Source organism: Puia sp. (genome assembly GCF_036500295.1).
Classification (GTDB): domain Bacteria; phylum Bacteroidota; class Bacteroidia; order Chitinophagales; family Chitinophagaceae; genus Puia.
Map to the genome: position 1 here is coordinate 44920 of NZ_DASYCH010000051.1, position 20048 is coordinate 64967.

Here is a 20048-nt window from a genome sequence, read left to right on the forward strand (position 1 = left end):
GCATTTTCGATACTGTTTTTATCCGTGAAGGATCGCCGAATGATCCAGGTATTGCTGGGTCGGGTGATATATAAATAAACAGCTTCCATTCTTTACCGTCCGGATGATCCGGCTGCTCACGCTAAGCGGAAGCGCCGGGCATCCCAGGCTGGTCCCGAGGTTGCCGTAATCCTGCATATATTTCTCGCCGACATAGGAAGACCCATGCAGCACGATCTTTCTTTTCATCGCCATATCATTATAGCCGGAATCTACTCCATTCAACCGCAGGGAGATCCCGTTGCGGCCCATATAGGTCCTTTGGGTGATATAGAAACCAAGGCTGCTCTTATAGGAATCGTTCTCGTTTGAGAAACTCGTGGCATATTCATCCCCGGAGTTCTGTCCATGGGCGACATAGGTCCGGTACAGCAGACGTTTATGCTGAACATCGATGACATACATTCTTTTGCTGCGCGATGACTGACTGAAATCGCAGATCGACAGCACGGCCTTTTTGTGGAGGAGCCCTTTTTTCACGAGGTTGTGGTAACCGCGCCAGGCATATTCAAAAGCCTTGGGATCGAGCCCGCAGTCCTGCAAGTCCATCGAAGTGTAGATCATCGACGCCTGGTTGATCACCATCCGCAACTCGGCAGCTTTCGCATCGGCCGAACTGGCTGCAGCCGCCGAAGCCGCTACCGGAGATTCCGCCGGAGCCGCAAGCCGCGAAGCCGTAGCAACCGAAGTCGTCGAAGCCGAAGTCGTTGTAGCCGGAGCGGCAACCCGCGAAGCCGTGGCAGCCGAAGTCGTCGAAGCCGGAGTCACCGAAGTCGCGGCAACCGAATTCGTGGCCGCCGAAGTCGTCGAAGTCGAAGCCGTCGAAGCCGCCGAAGTCGTCGAAGCCGTGGCAGCAGACTCCGCCGACGAACCCACCACAGACCCCGCAAGCGAAGCCTCCGCAGCCAGGGACGGCGAACTGGCAGGCGGCGCCGTAACGGCAGCAAACACAGCCGTCGTAGCGCGCATCGCGATCACCGTCGGGTGGTCGACAAATCGTTTAATAACTGTGGCGGTGAAAAAAGGGATCGGCCCTTCCTTTTTGCGTGAAAAGGCATTGGCGGCATCATAGTTGGTGTTACCCGTTATCATGGCCGGCGCGGTCAGGATCATGGAGGACAGGGTAACCTTGGTCAGTAGGTTGGTTAATAGTCGCATCGGAATTGGATTTACGGCGGCATGGTGTTCCGCCTATTAGGGTTAAGGATTAACTAGGAACCGATCTGAAAACTCGCTCTTTCGACCAGTCCGTTGTCCCGGTACAATTCGTACAGGAAGCGGCCGGCATGACCGAAATTGTATTTTTCGATGATCAGGAGGGGATCGCGGATCTGGCGTATCTCGAACAGCAGGGCTTCTTTGTCATCAAAAAACCGAACGCGATAGCGCCCTTCGGCGCCCGCCGGTAAAGCGATGACGATATCTCCATTTCTTTCGTGACGGATAATTCCCGTATGGCGGTATAGCCGGGCCGTATCCCTTATACATAACGCATTTTTCGCAGCTAAATTGCTGGCTTGTACCCCCATTGCAAGCAATAGAAGGACGATGCCGGGAATGAGGGCTTTCACCGGTTGGGTAATCGGATAAGACATTGGTCTACAGTTTATTGGGGTTCAGCCGCCTAGTCCGTACCGGTCGGCCGGTTGTTCTCTTCGTGCTTGTTGCTCTTCATCGAGATCACCGGATTGGAAACGTTTTGCATCCGGGCCTCCAGCCGGCAATATTCACGCTGGCTTTCCAGGATCTCGGCATGCGCCTGCACCATCTCTCTTTCGAGTTCGGCGATCTTGCGCTGCTTACGGGCCATCTGCTTTTTTCTGGGTAAACATCCCACCCCGAACGCACAGGCGATCAGCAGCAGGATCAAATACACATTTAGGGTAATGTCGAAATTCGGCATAGTAGGATCATTTTGTTTCAAAATGGAATACCTGAAATCCTCTGATGACCGCTAACTTCGACCGTGTTGTAAATTGAAAAGATGGCGTAAACCGCCGGAAGTGTAATGCTTATTCATAAGAAACGGATTTTGCTTATATAAAAGTACCCTCCTGCGCTACCGGCCTTTACTCATCCCTTGAAAAAGTATCACGCAATGGGACAAACGATCGGATAATCATTCGTTTATAACTAATAATGATCCGCTGCACCCAACCCTCTTTGCTCGATCGTATAATTTCCGCTATATTTAACGCTCAAGGTTACGGCATGTTAAACACCTTTATCAGGTTTTCAATCGTTGCTATCCTTCTTTTCATCGTAACACCTGTACTGTCTCAACCCGAATCGGTCAACGGCTACTCCGTCCAACACTTTACCGATGAGAACGGCCTCCCGCAGAACAGCATCAACGATCTCCTTTTTGATAAAGACGGTTATCTATGGCTCGCCTCACAGGTGGGACTCGTTCGTTTCAACGGCAGCTCGTTCAAGCTGTACTATCCCAATGACAAGCCGATGATGGAATCCAATATCATCAGCCTGGGGAAGAATGAAAAAGGGCTTATCTATTTTCAAACCCAGGACCATCACCTGTATTGCTATGCCGGTAACAACGGCCAGTTCCTGAGCCCGGTGAACACGCCCGCTACCCAACAACCCTGGCTGCTCAACACCTGCAAACAGGTTTTCAATTTCAGTCGTTTTCTCGGCGATACCCATTCGCCCGAAGAGGCGCTCAAGCGCAGATCCATCTTTCAACGACTTTTTACCGCGCCTGGGAATTTTTTTGTTGCCGACTCCGGACATCTTTACTTTATCGACCGGGACAGCCTTTATTATTATGACGGCGGGCTGCATCTTCTCTCCCCGACGGAAGCGCATGCGGCCAGATGTCTCATCTTCGAACACCGGCTCTATGTTCTCCACCGGGACACGGTCGCGGCAATGTACGCCGATGGCGAAAAGCTCGCCGGGAATACACGCATCGACGGGGATATCCGGACCGCCGGACCCGCAACTGCGGATAGACAACCCCGTTCTTACCGGCTTTACTCCTGTGGCCGCATGCAGCATCTGCTCGTGAACGGCCGGCTTTACCGGCTTTTTCCCGGCAGGGACGGACAGATCCACAGCCGCTTTCTCGTCAATCTGGATTTTATTCCCAGCATTTCCTCGATAGAGTACAACGCCGGGCTGGACCTGCTGCTCATCAGCACCAACACGGAAGGTTTCTTTTTCCTGCGCCGGAACCATTTCCGCATCGCCGGCTGGCCGGCCGGTCTGCAAAACCAACTGAACCGCCATCGTTTCGGCCCGATGGCGCTGTATGCTGACCGGGAGATACTCACGGACAAATTCATTTTTACGCCGGCTGGCGGATTTACGCCCGTAAAAGGAAGCGGCCCCGTCTGGCAGCGTTGTCTCTTCCTCGATAAAAAGAACGAGGTCTGGGCCGCCCGCTACCATATCCCGCGAAAGCTTACATCCGGCATGGATTCGCTGGCGGAATTTCCAGCCCTCGATGCCAATATCGTAGACTATGCCGCGGACAGCAGCGGTCTGCTGTATTGCCTGACGGAACACTCGCTCTGGCGGCTGGACTCCAATGGTTTCAAACGGCAGTTTGTGCCCGACCGGAAGGATGAACAACAGGTGAACGAGGCAGTGGCCTTTGTCGATCCGCACCGGTTGTTCATCGCCGCCACCAATGGGTTGATCGAATACGACCCGGAAAAACGAACGGCGCATGCCATTCCTGAGCTCGCCGGCACGCATGTCCGGGCGATTCATATCTGTCGCGACGGTTCGATCCTCATCGGGACCTATGGCGATGGCTATTATTATTATTTTCACCAGCGGTTCTTTCGGATGCCGTTGGATAAGAATGGGTTCCTCGTAACCGCGCATTGCTTCCTCGAAGACCGCAAAGGGTTTATCTGGATCCCCTGCAATAAAGGGCTGTTCAAAGTACCAAAAGCGGATATGGACGCCTGGTGCACAGGGGACAACGATCAGCTCTATTACTATTATTATGGGCGCCAGGACGGTCTGCGGACAAACGAATTCAACGGCGGGTTCAACGCCAGCGGCGTGATCACCAAGGAGGGATTCATCTCGCTCCTTTCCATGGAAGGAATCGTCTGTTTCTACACCGATTCACTGGAAACCGATTTCCCGGACGGCGCCATCGTCATGGCCCATCTGGAGATAGACGGGAAACCCGCTCCGCGGACCGACACCATCCATCTGGCCGCGGCGTACAACAGCCTGACACTCGAGGTTTCCTGCCCCTATCTCGGCAACCGCAACAATCTTTATCTCCAATACAATCTTTTGGGGCTCAACGGAGAATGGAAACAGATGCCCGAGGACGGCGTCCTCAACCTCAGCCGGCTCGCGGCCGGGCATTATACCCTCCGGGTCCGGAAGGTGAACGGCTTTGGAAAGAACAACTACCAATACCGCCAGTGGAGCCTGATCGTACCCCTGAATTTCTACCGGACCACTTCGTTCCAGCTACTGATGGGACTCGTAGTGCTGGGCCTGCTCCTCCTGCTGATACAACTGCGGCTGAAGCTGGTCGAGAAGAAAAAGAAGCTGCAAGCCTCCGAGCAGGCGCTGCAGCGGACCAACCGCCAGCGCGAAAAGCTGATCTCGCTCGTCATCCATGATCTTCGCTCGCCCCTGCGCTTCCTGACGATGCTCGCCGGCGACCTGCACGACAACCAGGAAACCCTGTCCGCCGCCGAATTGAAAGAACGGGCCTATTGGGTAAAAAAGGGCTCCCAGGATATCTATCATTTCTCCGAAGATTTCCTGCTCTGGGTGACCAGTCAAAAGGATAATTTCAAGGTGAGTAAACGGTTGTTCTTCATCCGCCCCCTGTTACAGGAGATCTATGAGTTCTACCTCGAACAGGCGCTGCAGAAGGGAAACCGGCTTTCCTATACCGCTGACCAGCGGCTACAGGTCTGGTCCGACCCCCATCTCATGATCACCATCATCCGCAACCTCACCGACAATGCCAATAAATATACCCACCAGGGCGAGATCCGCATCGAAGCGCGGCAGGAGGGAAAGCAGCTGCTTGTTCTCGTGGCGGATACCGGCCGGGGAATGAGTCCCGAACAGGCCGCAGCCTTTCTCGGTGAAGGCAGTCTGGATGGCGCAAACCGGGGAAGCCAGCTCGGTCATAAGTTTATCGTCGATCTCACCCACCGCCTCAACGGTACACTATCCGTAGAGACGGCGGAACAGACGGGTACAACCGTGATCCTGCGGATCCCGATGGAGCCCGATCCCGAAACCGGCAAGGCCTGATCCGGCCAACCTGTGCAGCCATCCTGTGCAGCCGTCTGACGGTCCTGACACGGCCGCTCTATGCAGCCGGCCGCTCACGCCATACTATCCATTTGTTTTTTGTATTTCCCCGGCGTGATCCGGTAAACCTTCTTGAAGGCCAGAATATAATTGCTGATGCTGGAATACCCGATCTCATAGGCGATCTGGCTGATCGACTTGACGTTGTCGGCGATCATCTCCTTCGACCGCTCGATCCGTTTGTTGCGGATATATTCCGAGATGGTCATGCCATGGATCGACTTGAAGAGAAAGTTCAGCCGGTGGTAACTGGTATAGGTCTTTTTCAGAATAGAATCAACGGTAAACGTATCGGAACAATAGTATTCCGAGATATAGGACTCGACTTCCCGGATCAGGCTCAGATCATCCTCGTTATCGATATCGGAAGTGGGACTCACGCCCAGCAGGCTCCGGTGCCGGTTGCAAAGGAAATATTCCAGCAGGGCGAGGGTACTGTTCTGAAGAGGCAGAAGGGGAGGCTCTTTTTCGCTAAGGACACCCAGTGCCGAGGAGAGCTGGGACAGCTGTCTTCTTCCCAGGCGGCAGGTGACGATATTGGTCTCTTCCTCCAGCAACTGCTCGATCTTCCGGAACTGCGGATTGGCCCCCAGAAACAGATCGACCCAACCGGTGGGAATGAACATCGTCAAGGCGGCAAAAGGGACCGCGGCGGCCGTCCGGAAGCTCATGGGTCGGCCGGCGACGCTCATCAGTCCGAGTCCTGGACTGGCGGCCTGCTCTTTGTCTTCGGGCCGGAGCTTGATCCGCACATCGCCTTTATAGTTGACCAGGCTGAGCGTGTACCCTTTTTCGAGGAAGTCGGGAAGGGCAATAGCCGATCGGTCTGCGGTTCCTTTCATCATGGCGACCCGGAGGCCGACCGGTAAGGACAATACCTGCCAATGTAAGACCTTGAGGGTCTTTTCCTGGTCAGGATCCTGGGATTTCATAGTCATGTATTTCGGGGTTAGAGTTAAGGGTCAGGTAAGGGTCTCCTCAATGAGGATTCAGATAGTGCCAGGGCGAAAAACCATATTCTTTTTTAAAGGCCAGGGTGAAATGGGAAGGGTTGGAATAACCGATCTCCGTCGCTACGACTTTTACCGGGATCTTATTATCCAGCAGCTTCCGGGCATGTTCCAGTTTGTTCTTCTGATAATAACCAAACAGGGTCTCGCCGTAATATCGCTTGAATTTCGTCTTCAGACTGGTGGGGCTCATGGCCGAGATCCGCGACAGTTTCTCGATGCCGGGAAACTCCGTTTTATAATGCAGACAAAGATGCTGCTCCACCCGGGACAGGCTGCGGGTGTCCTGGACGCTGAGTCCATTGCCGTCCTTGCCGAGCTTTTGCATGACAAAGAATTGCTGCAGCAGATATTCGACAAGCATCGAGACATTCCGGATGGTGAACAGCTCGCGAAATGGGTGTTGGACGATCTCGTTCATGAAATCGTTCAACAGGAGCCGGTATTTGAAATTGATGGGCCAGCTGAGGGCCGACGCTCCATCGGGGGAGTCGAGAATCGTGGCGATCGTGCCGGCGTCGAAATCCTTCACCAGGTGATCCAGGCTGGATTTTCGAACCCGGATGATCAGGCTCCGGATGATCTTTTCCGGATGATAGGTGATCGTCCTTCCCTTTGTCGCGTCGGCGATGGACACGGCTGAATGACCTTTTTCGGCCGGGCCATGCACAGGACTGAACGACAGCTCGTTATCCGGCTTGGGGGGAACTTCTATCTCGTCAAAATGTAAGATGTAGGAAGTGGCGTCGGGAGCGGGCTGAAAACGGATGGTAAGATCCTCCGCCAGCATGGAAACATTGATAGCCAGTACTTCTATGCCGGTAGAGATGCCGGCGACCGTTATGAAGCCTTTACCTGTTTTCCCGGAAAAATAAAGCACCGAATCAGAAACGATACAAGATTTGTCTTCTGCGATCACCTCAAAACACTTCAGAAAGGAATCTGAATTTTCAAGAGATACATAGCTCATTGAGTTAATTTTATTCGCCTGTCAATAACCAATCTCTTCCGGCCACTAATCCGCGACAAGGTATACAATTCGGCCTTTTCTCGGTTATAGTAAAAGCATGAATTGCCGGTAGTTTTTTTACTACACTCCCGTCTGTAAAAACACTTAGTGGATTCTTTCCCGGCCGCGGTTTATACCATTTGGCTGTCTTTTTACGTTATTGATTCACGCAGTGCAGTTATCCTATGTGGTGATTTTTGAACAGATTTACGCCCTAATCCGTTTATGCCTAAAATCCATACCCAATATGAACAATTCTACCCGCAAGGACGGCCCTGATACAGATCTGCGGTCCTTATTAAAGCACCAACACAAAAGGGTGTATTCCATCTGCCGCCTTTTTGCCCACAATTACAAAGAACACCAGCATCTCTTTACCAACATTATTGCAGCCGCTTCCCAGAACATTCGCACCCGGAAGGACAATACCGACGACAAGCAGACCATGCTCCTGCGGGCCTGTATAAATATGGCGGCGCTGCATTCCATCAGTCTCGAACTGGATTCCGCGGTGGACCGGACCATCCAATTTAAATCTCCTGACTTTCAGCGGAGTATGAGTAATTTCCGGGAAGCCATGGGCGGCATCTCCGACCTCGAGAAATTCCGGCTTTTCCTGGAATTCGAAAAGGTCTCCGCCGACGAAATGCTCAGCCTGACCGGTATCCCCGCCAACAGCAGGGCGACCCAACGGAAGAAGGAAGCGGAAACCGCCAGAAAGAACTTCATTCCCTACATAAAGGAAAAACTGATATGGAGCTAAAGAAACTGCTGCAACAATGGAACAGTTTTCCCGAGGTCTCCATGGAAGAACGGCCGGTACTTTCTTCCGATCTGGAAAAGATCGTAGTGAAGAACCCCCTTTCCGATGCCTTCTATCTCCGGAAAAAGCTTGTCCTGCGTATCGCCGTTATATCGGTCTTATGGCTGATCAACAGCTGGCAATTCCGGCATGAATGGATAACCCAGGGCAATGAGCTCTACCCACAGGGGGCACTTTTTGTGCTGCTTGCCTATTCCCTTTATTTTCATGTCCGGCTGCTCTTTTTCGCTGATTACCCTACCCTTCTGGCACTGCCGCTGATCAATTTTTTAAACAAACTGGAAACGATCCTTGACAAGTACATCCTGTCCTTTAAATTCGTGAGCGCGCTGGCCGGTTTCTACCTGCTTTTCGGAGTGGAGAAACTGCTGGCCCGGGCGAGTGCCGGCGCCTACGAGACCTTAAGCCGTAATGATTGGTATAAATGGTTGATCCTTATCTTTCTTTCGATATCGGTCGATATTCTCCTGCTCAATACCATCATTCCCCGCTATCGCAAACTGATGGCCACGGTCAAAAAATACCGGGACGGGATCCATAGTAAGGCCCAAAATAAATAAAATCCCGAATCGGAATTCCCACTTCCCAATATAGTTATTATCCTCTATATTTGGGTCGAGTTCGCTTTAATACAAGAACATGCAGAATATCTTAATCGCGGATGACCATTCCATCGTTAGGGCAGGATTAAAGTTGCTGATCAACAGTTGCATCAGGGATGTGACCATTGATGAAGCCGAAGACGGAGAAGCAGTCATCAAGAAAATGAAATCCGCGCATTTCGAACTGCTGATCCTGGATATCAATATGCCGCATACGGAATCTTTCAGCCTGACGGCTTATCTGCTGAAAGAATACCCGGGTTTGAAGATCATCATCTTCACGATGAATCAGGAAGTCTTTTTTGCTAAAAGGTTTTTGAAGATCGGCGCACACGGCTATCTGAACAAATACTCCAAAGAATCGGAGATCAAATACGCCATTCAGAAAGTATTGGGTGGAAAACGGTATATCAGCGACAACCTGGCCGAGATACTCTCCGGCGAACTGACCAAGAAGCTCAAGGATAACCCCTTCGAGGATTTATCCGACCGGGAATTCGAGGTGGTGTTGCAGATGTTGAAGGGAAGCTCGGTTTCGGAGATCGCCAACACCCTCAGCCTCCACAAGTCGACGGTTGGAACGCACAAGACGCGGATTCTCGACAAACTGAAGATATCGAATACCGTAGAGCTGATCAACCTGGCCAGGCTCTACGAGATCATCTAGCGGGCAGGCTGAAGAATTTTTCCATCGCTTTTCTTACTCCATCGTTGTTATTCGTGTCGGTGACATGATCGGCCAGCGCCTTGATGTCATCCGGGGCATTCCCCATGGCGACGCCTACGCCCGCATACTGGATCATTTCGATATCGTTGTAATTGTCGCCCATCGCGACAATCTCCGCCCGGTCGATGCCAAGCCGTTTGCTGACGAATTTGACCGCATTGGATTTGGAGCCATGGCAGTCCATTACTTCGAGATAGGTGGCCTTGGAAGGGTAAATATTCAACTGGCCGTTATAAAGCCCCCGCAGATGGCGCTGGATAAGGGCAATATTATCCGGCTCACTCATGACCATCATCTTATTGGGGCCGATCTTCCGCTCATCCCACTCCTTTACCAGGCTGCCGATGGGCGCCACGCCAAGGGGCACATCCATAATCTTTTGTTCATGATCGGTCCAGGCATCCTTCACCTCCGAATACCATTCCCGTTGCAGATAATAGGCGATCGTCGCCTTGAAGGGCTTCACCTCTTCGGTTATGCGGGCGGTCATCTCCAGATCGATCATCGCCTGGAAGATCGGCTCGCCGTTTTCCACGATATAGCTCCCGTTCAAAGAGATCACGGGATTGCCCGCAGGAAGGCCGATCCGCCGGAAGGTAGGCAACACGGCGTTGATGGGTCTTGCGGAGACCAGGATGACCGCGATGCCTTTATCCGTAAGGGTTTTGATGGTTTGGACGGTTTCTTCACTGACGGAATGATCTGATCTCAACAGAGTTCCGTCCATATCGAGGAATACAGCTTTGTACATGCCTGCGCAATTGGTTCGGGGCGCAAGATACAGCTACACCCGGATATAAATTTTCTTTTTATCCAATATCCAACCGACTGTCCAGCAAATCATCATGAAGGTCAGAGAGTAAAGTAGGGAGCCGAAGGCGCCGGGGAACCATTGCTGATAAAAGGCGCTGTTCACCCATTCCTTTACGTCCTGATCGCCATTTGCAGACAGGATGGACAGGGTTTCAGCCAGCAGTTCCGACAGAAGGTAGATGAACAGGGAGTTTCGTCCGAAGACCGTGAAGAAATACGTCCAGGATCTTTTCTCCCGGAATTCGATCACATAGATCAGGAAGGATAACAAAATGAGGTCCAGGCCGACCGTGATGAACACGAAGGAATCGGTCCACAGCTTTTTATTGACCGGAAACCAGAAGTTCAGGACATAGGCCACGAACAGACAGCCTGACCCCCAAAGCAACAGTTTCGTCAGCCCTTCATAGGTCTTCCCCTTCTGAGCGATAAAGACCCCGGCATAATAGCCCGCAACGACATTCACGATGCCGGGCAGGGTGCTCAGGAATCCTTCCGGCTCAAAGGCCACGCCTTCGCCGTGGTACATATGTCTCTCACCCAGTAGCCAAAAGTCGAGCCGGAAGCCGGCATTCCCCGTCATGCTGAAGGGATCGGCGCCGGGAGCGTGCGCCAGCACCAGGATGATCCAGTACCCGATGAGAAGAAGCGCGGAAACGACCAGCACCGTGCGGGTTGAAGTAAAATAAATAAGCAGGGAGGCGATGCCATAACAAAGCGCAATTCGCTGGAGCACACCCATGACGCGGGTAGCGGCAATAGGGTTGAGCCCCCAGCCGTCCGCAGTATGATGGAAGAAGGGGAACCAGTACATCAGGTAACCCAGCAAAAAAATGAGAAAGGTGCGCCGCACGATCTTGCTTACAACGGCGCCTGTCGACATGGTTCCGAATTTCTTCATGGCAAAGCTCATGGCGTTGCCGACGGCAAACAGGAAAGACGGGAATACAAGGTCGGTTGGCGTAAACCCATGCCACCGGGCATGGAGCAAGGGCGAATAGGCCAGTTCTTCGCTGCCGGCATTATTGACGATGATCATGAAGCAGATGGTCATTCCGCGGAAGATATCCAGGGCCAATGACCTTGTGGACGAGGAGGCTGTGGGTTGATTCATTTTGGGCAAAAAGGAAGGAATTTAGGGATTTTCCGGGGGATAGAAAATTTATTTCTATCGTTTTGCGTTTTATACCCATGCCGGACCCAACTCCCTAAAAATTCATTCCGAACAAATTGATAACCAAAACTATAAATACTGGGCTCCGATCCTTCCTCCTTGTTTCCCTCGTCTTCACGGTATTCGTTTCGCATGCTCAGCGGGTGCCCGCCGACATTCATTTCAGGAATGGCCTGTTAAAGACCCGGCGGAATCTCACCGACGGTTCCTTTCGCCGCGACTCGCTCCGTGCCGCCCATTTTCAACAACGATATTACCTGCTGGCCCAGTTTGACCGCCTCCCCGATTCGACGCTTCGCTCGGAAATGGCCCGTTCGGGCCTGCGGCTTTATGATTATATCGGCGACCGGTCCTACCTGGCGGAAGTGGGCGACAGCTTTTCCGCCGATGCGCTGAAACGCTTTGCCGTCAGCGGCGTTTTCCGCCTGCCCGCTTCATTAAAGATCTCCCGCCGGCTCCAGGAGCACGAGGAAGAGCTCCACAACCCGGACAGGCTGGTCGCTATAGCCTGGTTTGGCACGCTGAGTGAGGTGGACCTTCGAAAAGAGATCACCGCCACCGGCGCGACCATCGAACCCACTAAGATGAAGCCGCCCCGGATGCTTTTTGTTCGGGCCGCCAACGCCGCCATCCTGCACAGGCTGGCTGATCTTCCTTTTGTAAGCTCCCTGACGATACAACCGATGAAGCCCATCCCGTTAAACTATCGGAACCGGGCGGCTCATGGGGCTGACGCGCTCGGCTTCCCCGCGGAACGCGGACTGCTGGGCGACGGGGTAGTCATAGGAGTGGGCGATGATTCCGATCCCTCCACACATATCGATATTGCCGGCCACCTGATCGGCCGGACTGCCCAGCCGCCGGGCGATCATGCCACCCATGTCACCGGTACGGTCACCGGCGGCGGCATCATCAACCCCTACACCCGGGGGATGGCGCCCCACTCGACCGTCATCAGCCAGTTTTACGACGATGTCCTGCACAATACCCCCGCCTATATCAATGACTATGATATGGTGCTGACCAACAACTCCTACACCTTTTACCCGGGCGACTGTATCTACAACGGGGAATACGATGCCCTGGCCTACTATGCCGACGCGCTTTCCTATCAATACCCGCAGGTGCTGCACAGCTTTGCCTCGGGAAATGACGGCAGTTCGGTCTGCACTCCCTTTCCACAACAGTACGCAACCGTCAAATCGGGTTACCAGTCGGCAAAAAATATTCTGGCTGTCGGGAACATCGATGATTTCAATAATTATATCATCAATACCGGGTCCAGCAGCGGGCCCACCCTCGATGGAAGATTGAAACCGGAGATCGTCGCGGGCGGCACGGCCATCACTTCGACACTGTCCAATAACGGCTATGGACAGGCTTGGGGGACAAGCATGTCCTGTCCCACGGTGGTCGGCACGATGGCCCTGCTCGAACAACGCTACCGGCAGCTTTATCACGTCAATGCCCCGGCCACCCTGATGAAGGCGCTTACCTGTAATAGCGCCACCGATCTCGGCAACCCCGGGCCCGACTATATCTTCGGATTCGGCTCGCTGAACGGCCTGGACGCCGTCCGGTCGATGGAAGCCGGACAATTCCATTTTGGAAACGTCGCCGACGGCAACAACGCCGCGACGGCCATCACCGTTCCCGCCGGTCTGGCGCAGTTGAAGGTGATGGTCTACTGGGCCGACTACCCCGCTGCTCCGTTCGCGGCAAAGGCGCTCGTCAACGACCTCGATCTGACGGTGACGGACCCTTCCAGCACGACACATCATCCTCTCATCCTCAACCCCAGCCCGGCCCATGTCGCCGACAACGCCGTGGAAGGAGTGGACCATATTAACAATATCGAGCAGGTGGTGATAAACAACCCCGCCGCAGGATCCTTCAATATCAATATCGCGGGAACCGATGTCCCCGAAGGCCCACAGTCCTTTGTTGTCGTCTATCAATTCGTCCAGCCGGCCATTACCACGCTCTATCCCTACGGCGGCGAGGGCTTTATCCGGGGCGGCGCCGAATATATCCGCTGGGAAGCCAACGATGGCAGCAACAATCCCTTTACCATCGAATACTCTCCCGATAACGGCTCGACCTGGACGACCATCAGCAGCACGGTGCCCGGCACAAGCCGCATGTACTCCTGGAGTACCTCGGTCATCTCCACCAGCCAGGGCCGCATCCGCATCACCCGGAATGGAACGGGTGTCAGCGGCATGAGCCCCTTTCCGTTTACCATCCTCGACGAGCCCGTCCTCTCGGTCACCAATCCCTGTCAGGGCTATGCGCAGTTATCGTGGACCGCAGCCAACGACGCCACGGGATACGAGGTCATGCGCCTGCAGGGCGATTCGATGGCCGTCATCGGCACCACGACCGGTACGACCTGGCTCGCCGGCAACCTCAGCCGCGACAGCACCTACTGGTTTTCGGTGAGGGCCTTGCTGGGTTCCGCCCCTGGTCTGCGGGCATACGGCGTCGGCATTCGCCCTTCCGGCGGCGCCTGCGCGTTGAGCGCCCTCGACAACGATTATACCGTGGATTCGCTGATCGGTCTTTCTTCCGGCCGGATGCATACCTCCTCTGAACTCGGCAATACCACGCCGATAAAGGTGGAACTGAAAAACCTGGGAACGATCCCAACGGGCTCTTCCTTTACGATGTCGTACAGCATCAACGGCGGCACCCCGGTGAATGAGACCAGCACCGCGATCCTCCCCGCCGGAAGCGCTTTCAACTATACCTTTTCCCAAACCGCGGATCTTTCGGCGGCGGGGACTTACACCCTGCAGGTGTGGGCTTCCTATCCCGGCGATCCGCAATCCGGCAACGATACCCTGACGACCGTGATCAAACAGCTAAGCAACGATCCCATCACCCTCAACTATGTCTTTACCGAAGACTTCGAATCGGCAGCAGCAGCGACCTATGGCTCGCCCGCGCAGGGCTTCACAGGACTCGACCGGTGTGACTTCTTTGCCAGCAATTCCAATGGCCGGGCGAGAACCTTTGTCAATACCGGCTTTGCCCGGTCGGGCAACCGCTGCGTGACGCTGGACCAGGCGCGTGCCGCCGCGGCGACCACGGGCGACAGCCTCATCACCACTTTCAATATGTCCGGGTATAGCGCCAGCGACCAGCTCTGGCTCGACTTCTACTATCGTAACCAGGGGAATGATTCCGTCCGGGGTACGAATAAGGTCTGGATACGCGGAAACGACCAGGCGGCCTGGATCCCGGTCTATGTGCTGGATACCGCCGGCAGCAATATCGGCATCTACCAGCCGTCGGCGCATATCGACATCACCGGCACCCTCGGGAATGCCGTTCCCGCACAGACCGTGAGCAGCAGCTTCCAGGTCAAGTTCGGCGAGGAAGGATACACTTCGGCCAACGACGTGGTCACGGATGGCAGCCTGGACGACGGCTACAGCTTCGACGACATCACCCTCACCAGGGCGCTCAACGATATCGGCGTCCGAAACCTGGTCTCACCCGATCCGCTCAATACCTGCAGCCTGTCCACAGCGTCCCTCATCACCATCCGGGTACGCAACTACAGCAACAGCGCCGTTACCAACGTCCCCATCACCTACTCCGTCAACGGAGTGACCGTGACCGAGACCATCCCCGCGATAAATGCCCGGGACTCGGTGGACTACCAATTTACCCATACCGTTGACATGTCCGCCTATGGGACGTATTCCATCACGGCCTGGATCCAGTCTACCGGTGACAACTACCTGAAGAATGATACGCTGGCGACCGTGACCCTGCGCACGACCCCGCTGATCAACAGCTTTCCCTATCTGGAAGGATTCGAAGCCAGCGACGGCAACTGGTTTACAGGCGGCATCCGCAGCAGCTGGCAATGGGGAACCCCGGCAAAGACCACGATCAATAAGGCGGCCAACGGCTCGAAAGGATGGTTCACCAGTCTCACGGGCAACTACAACGACAATGAGTTGTCCTATCTCTATTCGCCCTGTTTCGATCTCAGCGGTCTCACCAGCCCGGTCCTCTCCTTCAGTCATATCTTCCAGACCGAAGACGACTGCGACTGTGACTTCCATTGGACGGAATATACCACCGACGGAATCACCTGGTACCGGCTGGGAACCACCGGGTCCGGCACCAACTGGTATGACAATTCCGCGCATGAGGCCTGGCAACAGTCCTATACCAAATGGCATGTCAGCAGCTATGATATTCCGGTGCATGCACCAAAGGTCCGGTTCCGTATCGTGATGAGCAGCGATCCCGGCGTTGACTATGAAGGCCTGGGCATCGATGATATCCATGTCTTTGACAAAGCCTCCGTCTACAGCGGCGCCGCCGACAGCCTCACCCTTCCGGTCAATGGCAACGGCTGGGTCAATTTCGATATCGGCACACCGGCTGGCCGGGTGGTATCGATCAACCCGCATGGACAGGATCTCGGAGCGACGAAAGTGAAGGTCTTCTATAATAATAGTGGAGCCATTCGCTTCGATGGATCGGCCTATTATCTCGATCGCAATCTCGTCATACAGCCCGCCAACCCGCCCGACAGTGCGGTCGGCATCCGGTATTATTTCCTGGACAGCGAGGCGGTCAGGCTCATCCGTGCCACGGGCTGCTCCTCCTGCCAGCCACTCAGCGACGCTTATCAATCCGGCATCACGCAGTTCTCCAGCCCGAGCCTTTTGGAAGAGGACAGCACCCTCGTGAACGATTCGGTGGGCCAGATCCGGTTCCTGGCGCCGCACACCGACGTAAGCGTTATCCCCAACGACAATGGTTACTATGCGGAATATGCGGTCACCGGGTTCTCCGAGTTCTGGATCAGCAGCAACCATCCCGCGGACAGCGCGTATCTGCCGCCGATGACCCTGGTATTCACGGCGGAAAATGCAAGCGGTAATGCCCTGCTGAAATGGAGCACCACCGAGGCCTATGGGCTGAACCGCTTTGTCATCGAGAAAGGTAGCGACAGCACCCACTTCACCATTGTCGATTCTGTCGCAGCCGCAGCGGATGGCGGTGGTCTCCATAGCTATCAGTATATCGACAATCACCTGGACACCGGAGTCACCTATTACCGGCTGCGGGAAGTGCCACGATACGGCGGTAATGCCTATTCCCCTATCCGCAGTGTGCAAGGCTCCACGGGTGGCGTAGGCATCTGGCCCAATCCCGTGCACAATGCGCTCATACATATTAATACTGCGACGAATATCCGCCGGGTCCGGCTGGTCGATGTATCCGGCAAGGTCCTCCTCGCACAGGAGCTGCGCGGCACCCTCAATACTCTTCATATCGGGGAGGTGGCTACAGGCATCTATTTCCTTTGGGTGGAGACTGATTCCGGCACTACCGTAGAAAAAATTCTGATAAAATAAAAAAAAGCGGCGCCGGGGGCCGCTTTTTTCGTTCAATATCCTATCTTTGTCCACAACAATGGTAGACAATAGCATGATAACGCACTCTTCCTGCACGATGTATCTCTCCTTCGCCGCCGACAACCACTCTTGTTGTTGCTGTTGTTGCTGTTGATCCTCAGCGATCTACCACTTCCACAACGCCTTGTACAGGCGCTTTCCAGAATCAACCACCACCACGGATCATGGATACTACGATAGATACAAAACAACCGGCTACCCAATTACTCTACTCAATTAGTGGATTAATTGAAGGCTTATCCATCGGGGATGCGCTGGCCGCACTGGCTGGACGGTTTCCCGCCCAGGTCCTCTTCTCCACCAGCTTCAGCATCGAAGACCAGGTCATCGCCCATCATATCCTCGCAGCGCAGTTGCCGGTGTCAATCTTCACCCTGGATACGGGACGGCTCTTCCCGGAGACCTACTCCGTCTGGAGCGCCACCAACGAGAAATACGCAGCCAGAATAAAAGCCTACTATCCTGATAGACAATTATTAGAGCGCTTCCTCGACGAGAAGGGTCCGAATGCTTTTTACGAGTCGGTCGCCAATCGCAAGGAATGCTGCCACATCCGCAAGGTCGAACCGCTAAAAAGGGCGCTAAAAGGCCAGGCCGTCTGGGTGACGGGTCTGCGCGCCGAGCATTCCCCGGAAAGAAAGGATCACCGGACCCTCGAATGGGACGAAGGCAATCAGGTACTGAAATATAATCCCTTACTGCATTGGGACACCACCGCCGTCAGAACATACATCGACGAGCACAACGTTCCTTATAATCCGCTTCATGATAAGGGTTTTGTCAGCATCGGCTGTCAGCCCTGTACAAGAGCGGTAAAAGCGGGGGAGGATTTCCGGGCCGGCCGCTGGTGGTGGGAAGACAACAGTAAAAAAGAATGCGGTTTGCATACCGCGTCATAAAATAAATTTATGAGCAACGAAGCGAAATACAGGTTAGACTATCTCGATCAGCTGGAATCGGAATCCATCCATATCCTGCGGGAAGTGGCCGGACAATTCGAGCGGCCCGCGCTGCTGTTCAGCGGTGGCAAGGACTCGATCACACTTGTTCACCTGGCGTTGAAGGCCTTTCGCCCCGGCAAGTTCCCTTTTCCCCTGGTGCATATCGACACCGGTCATAACTTCCCCGAGGCCCTCGCCTTCCGGGACCAGCTGGCGGCGAGCATCGGCGAGAAACTGATCGTGCGCAAGGTCGAGGATACCATCAAAAAAAGACAGCTGACCGAACCCGGCGGCAAATTCTCCAGCCGGAATGCCCTGCAGACCTTCACGCTGCTGGACACCATCGAAGAGTTTGGCTTCGACGCCTGTATCGGCGGCGCACGCCGCGACGAAGAGAAGGCCCGGGCAAAGGAACGCATCTTTTCCGTCCGGGATGAATTTGGCGGTTGGGACCCCAAACGCCAGCGTCCCGAACTCTGGAACATCTATAACGGCCGCATCCGCAAGGGCGAAAACGTCCGGGCCTTTCCGATCAGCAACTGGACGGAACTGGACATCTGGAATTATATCCGCCGGGAGAACATCGACCTCCCCTCTATCTATTTCGCCCACGAACGCGAGGTGATCGACTTCGAAGGTCAGTGGGTAGCCGTATCCCCGTTTATCCGGCTGGACGCGTCCGACCGGATCCAACGCCGCCAGGTCCGTTATCGCACGGTGGGTGATATGACCTGTACGGCCGCTGTCGAGTCTTCCGCCTCATTGATCGATGATATCATCCGGGAGATCACAGCCACCCGCACCAGCGAACGCGGTGAAACGCGGATCGACGACAAGGTGTCTGAAGCAGCGATGGAAGACAGAAAGAAAAATGGTTACTTCTAAATTAGCAACAAATGGATTTACTTCGATTCATAACAGCAGGCAGTGTAGATGACGGCAAGAGCACGCTCATCGGGCGACTGCTCTACGACAGCAAGAACATTCTCACCGATCAGCTGGCGGCGCTGGAGCAACAGAGCCGGAACAAGGAAGACGGCGAGATCGACCTCGCGCTGCTGACCGACGGCCTCCGGGCCGAGCGGGAACAGGGGATCACGATCGACGTGGCCTATAAATATTTCTCCACGCCGCGGCGGAAATTTATCATCGCCGACGCCCCGGGACATATCCAATACACCCGTAACATGGTGACAGGGGCCTCCAATGCCAGCCTGATCATCATCCTGGTGGATGCCCGCAACGGCGTCGTCGAGCAGACCCGCCGGCATTCCATCATCGCCTCCTTGCTGAATATCCCGCATGTCGTCGTTGCCGTCAATAAAATGGACCTCGTGGATTATTCCCAGGACCGCTACAATAATATCGTCATCGACTATGCGGAAATGGCCCGGACGCTGGGGCTGAAAGACGTCACCTATGTCCCCGTCAGCGCACTGAAAGGAGACAATATCGTCGATCGCAGCGAGAACTTCTCCTGGTATGAGGGGCCTGCCCTGCTGGAGTTGCTGGAAACGGTAAAAGTGGAAAAGGATACCGATCTGCGGCGCGGCCGGTTCAGCGTACAGTATGTCATCCGCCCTCAAACGGAGGAACATCACGACTATCGTGGCTATGCAGGCAAGATCACCAGCGGCATCTACCGGAAGGGCGATGTGGTCACCGTATTGCCGTCCGGACTCACCAGCCGGATCCGGTCGATCGAAATAGCCGGCCGGGAAGTCGCCGAGGCCTTCGCTCAGCAAAGCGTGGTGCTGCAGCTGGAAGACGATATCGATATCAGCCGGGGCGATCTGCTGGTCACCGGTGTAGAGCCACCCCGCGTGGAACAGGAGTTCGATGTCCTCCTCTGCTGGATGGACAGCAAGAACTTGCTTCCCGGCAATAAGTATCTGTTGCAGCTGGGCAGCCGGAGCGTCCGCAGCGTCGTCCGGGAAATAGAATACCGGCTCGATGTGAACACACTCGAAAAACAATGGGCTCCCGGCCAGGCCGGACTCAACGATATTGTAAAAGCGAAGGTCCGGACGGCCACGCCGCTGCCCATCGATGTCTATACCGATCTTCCCGTGGGCGGCGGGGCGATCCTGATCGACGAAACCAGTTATGTAACCGTCGGCGCCTGCATGGTGCAATAA

The 20048-nt window shown here is 54.6% G+C and carries 15 protein-coding genes; 8 read left to right on the forward strand and 7 right to left on the reverse strand.

The features are described 5' to 3' along the window. Window positions 1-18 precede the first annotated feature (18 nt). The 3 genes from VGM48_RS10700 to VGM48_RS10710 are packed head-to-tail and all read right to left on the reverse strand — an operon-like array spanning window position 19 to window position 1942. Window positions 19-1197 carry a murein L,D-transpeptidase catalytic domain family protein gene (locus VGM48_RS10700; RefSeq protein WP_331578855.1) on the reverse strand — a complete coding sequence of 393 codons (1179 nt, stop codon included), beginning with the start codon at window positions 1195-1197 and terminating at the stop codon, window positions 19-21. Window positions 1198-1250: 53 nt separating this feature from the next. After that, window positions 1251-1634 (reverse strand): hypothetical protein, encoded by a 384-nt coding sequence (locus VGM48_RS10705; RefSeq protein WP_331578856.1) that lies wholly within the window; start codon window positions 1632-1634, stop codon window positions 1251-1253. Window positions 1635-1663: 29 nt separating this feature from the next. After that, entirely contained in the window at window positions 1664-1942 is a 279-nt protein-coding gene (locus tag VGM48_RS10710) for a hypothetical protein (protein ID WP_331578858.1), read from the reverse strand. 308 nt (window positions 1943-2250) lie between these two features. Between VGM48_RS10710 and VGM48_RS10715 the strand changes: the two genes are divergently transcribed. Next, entirely contained in the window at window positions 2251-5304 is a 3054-nt protein-coding gene (locus tag VGM48_RS10715) for an ATP-binding protein (protein WP_331578860.1), read from the forward strand. Window positions 5305-5378: 74 nt separating this feature from the next. On the opposite strand, the gene VGM48_RS10720 is transcribed toward VGM48_RS10715, so the two are convergent. Both VGM48_RS10720 and VGM48_RS10725 read right to left on the reverse strand, forming a co-directional pair. Continuing rightward, a complete protein-coding gene (locus tag VGM48_RS10720) occupies window positions 5379-6296 on the reverse strand; it encodes an AraC family transcriptional regulator (protein WP_331578862.1) in 918 nt (305 codons plus the stop codon). Between the two features lie 46 nt (window positions 6297-6342). After that, the gene (locus VGM48_RS10725; protein ID WP_331578864.1) at window positions 6343-7344 is read right to left on the reverse strand and encodes an AraC family transcriptional regulator; all 1002 of its coding nucleotides are present in this window, start codon (window positions 7342-7344) and stop codon (window positions 6343-6345) included. A gap of 286 nt (window positions 7345-7630) precedes the next feature. Between VGM48_RS10725 and VGM48_RS10730 the strand changes: the two genes are divergently transcribed. The 3 genes from VGM48_RS10730 (at window position 7631) to VGM48_RS10740 (ending at window position 9475) form a co-directional block, all read left to right on the forward strand. Beyond that, entirely contained in the window at window positions 7631-8146 is a 516-nt protein-coding gene (locus VGM48_RS10730) for a hypothetical protein (RefSeq protein WP_331578866.1), read from the forward strand. Further along, window positions 8137-8766 carry a hypothetical protein gene (locus VGM48_RS10735; RefSeq protein ID WP_331578868.1) on the forward strand — a complete coding sequence of 210 codons (630 nt, stop codon included), beginning with the start codon at window positions 8137-8139 and terminating at the stop codon, window positions 8764-8766. Before VGM48_RS10730 ends, VGM48_RS10735 begins: the two co-directional genes overlap by 10 nt. Before the next feature lie 79 nt (window positions 8767-8845). Next, window positions 8846-9475 carry a response regulator transcription factor gene (locus tag VGM48_RS10740; RefSeq protein ID WP_331578870.1) on the forward strand — a complete coding sequence of 210 codons (630 nt, stop codon included), beginning with the start codon at window positions 8846-8848 and terminating at the stop codon, window positions 9473-9475. Here the strand turns inward: VGM48_RS10740 and VGM48_RS10745 are convergent. Further along, window positions 9468-10286 carry a Cof-type HAD-IIB family hydrolase gene (locus VGM48_RS10745; RefSeq protein WP_331578872.1) on the reverse strand — a complete coding sequence of 273 codons (819 nt, stop codon included), beginning with the start codon at window positions 10284-10286 and terminating at the stop codon, window positions 9468-9470. The two genes, VGM48_RS10740 and VGM48_RS10745, sit on opposite strands and share 8 nt — an antisense overlap. Window positions 10287-10319: 33 nt before the next feature. Next, a complete protein-coding gene (locus tag VGM48_RS10750; protein ID WP_331578874.1) occupies window positions 10320-11462 on the reverse strand; it encodes a DUF5009 domain-containing protein in 1143 nt (380 codons plus the stop codon). Window positions 11463-11578: 116 nt separating this feature from the next. Here VGM48_RS10750 and VGM48_RS10755 point away from each other — a divergent pair, with 116 nt between their 5' ends. From VGM48_RS10755 to VGM48_RS10770, 4 genes are all read left to right on the forward strand, one after another. Further along, window positions 11579-16909, forward strand: coding sequence for a S8 family serine peptidase (locus VGM48_RS10755; protein ID WP_331578876.1), 5331 nt, complete (start codon window positions 11579-11581; stop codon window positions 16907-16909). Window positions 16910-17133: 224 nt separating this feature from the next. Then, window positions 17134-17868, forward strand: coding sequence for a phosphoadenylyl-sulfate reductase (locus VGM48_RS10760; protein WP_331578878.1), 735 nt, complete (start codon window positions 17134-17136; stop codon window positions 17866-17868). Window positions 17869-17877: 9 nt separating this feature from the next. Continuing rightward, a complete protein-coding gene (gene cysD / locus VGM48_RS10765) occupies window positions 17878-18795 on the forward strand; it encodes a sulfate adenylyltransferase subunit CysD (protein ID WP_331578880.1) in 918 nt (305 codons plus the stop codon). Window positions 18796-18806: 11 nt separating this feature from the next. Next, window positions 18807-20048 (forward strand): sulfate adenylyltransferase subunit 1, encoded by a 1242-nt coding sequence (locus VGM48_RS10770; RefSeq protein ID WP_331578882.1) that lies wholly within the window; start codon window positions 18807-18809, stop codon window positions 20046-20048.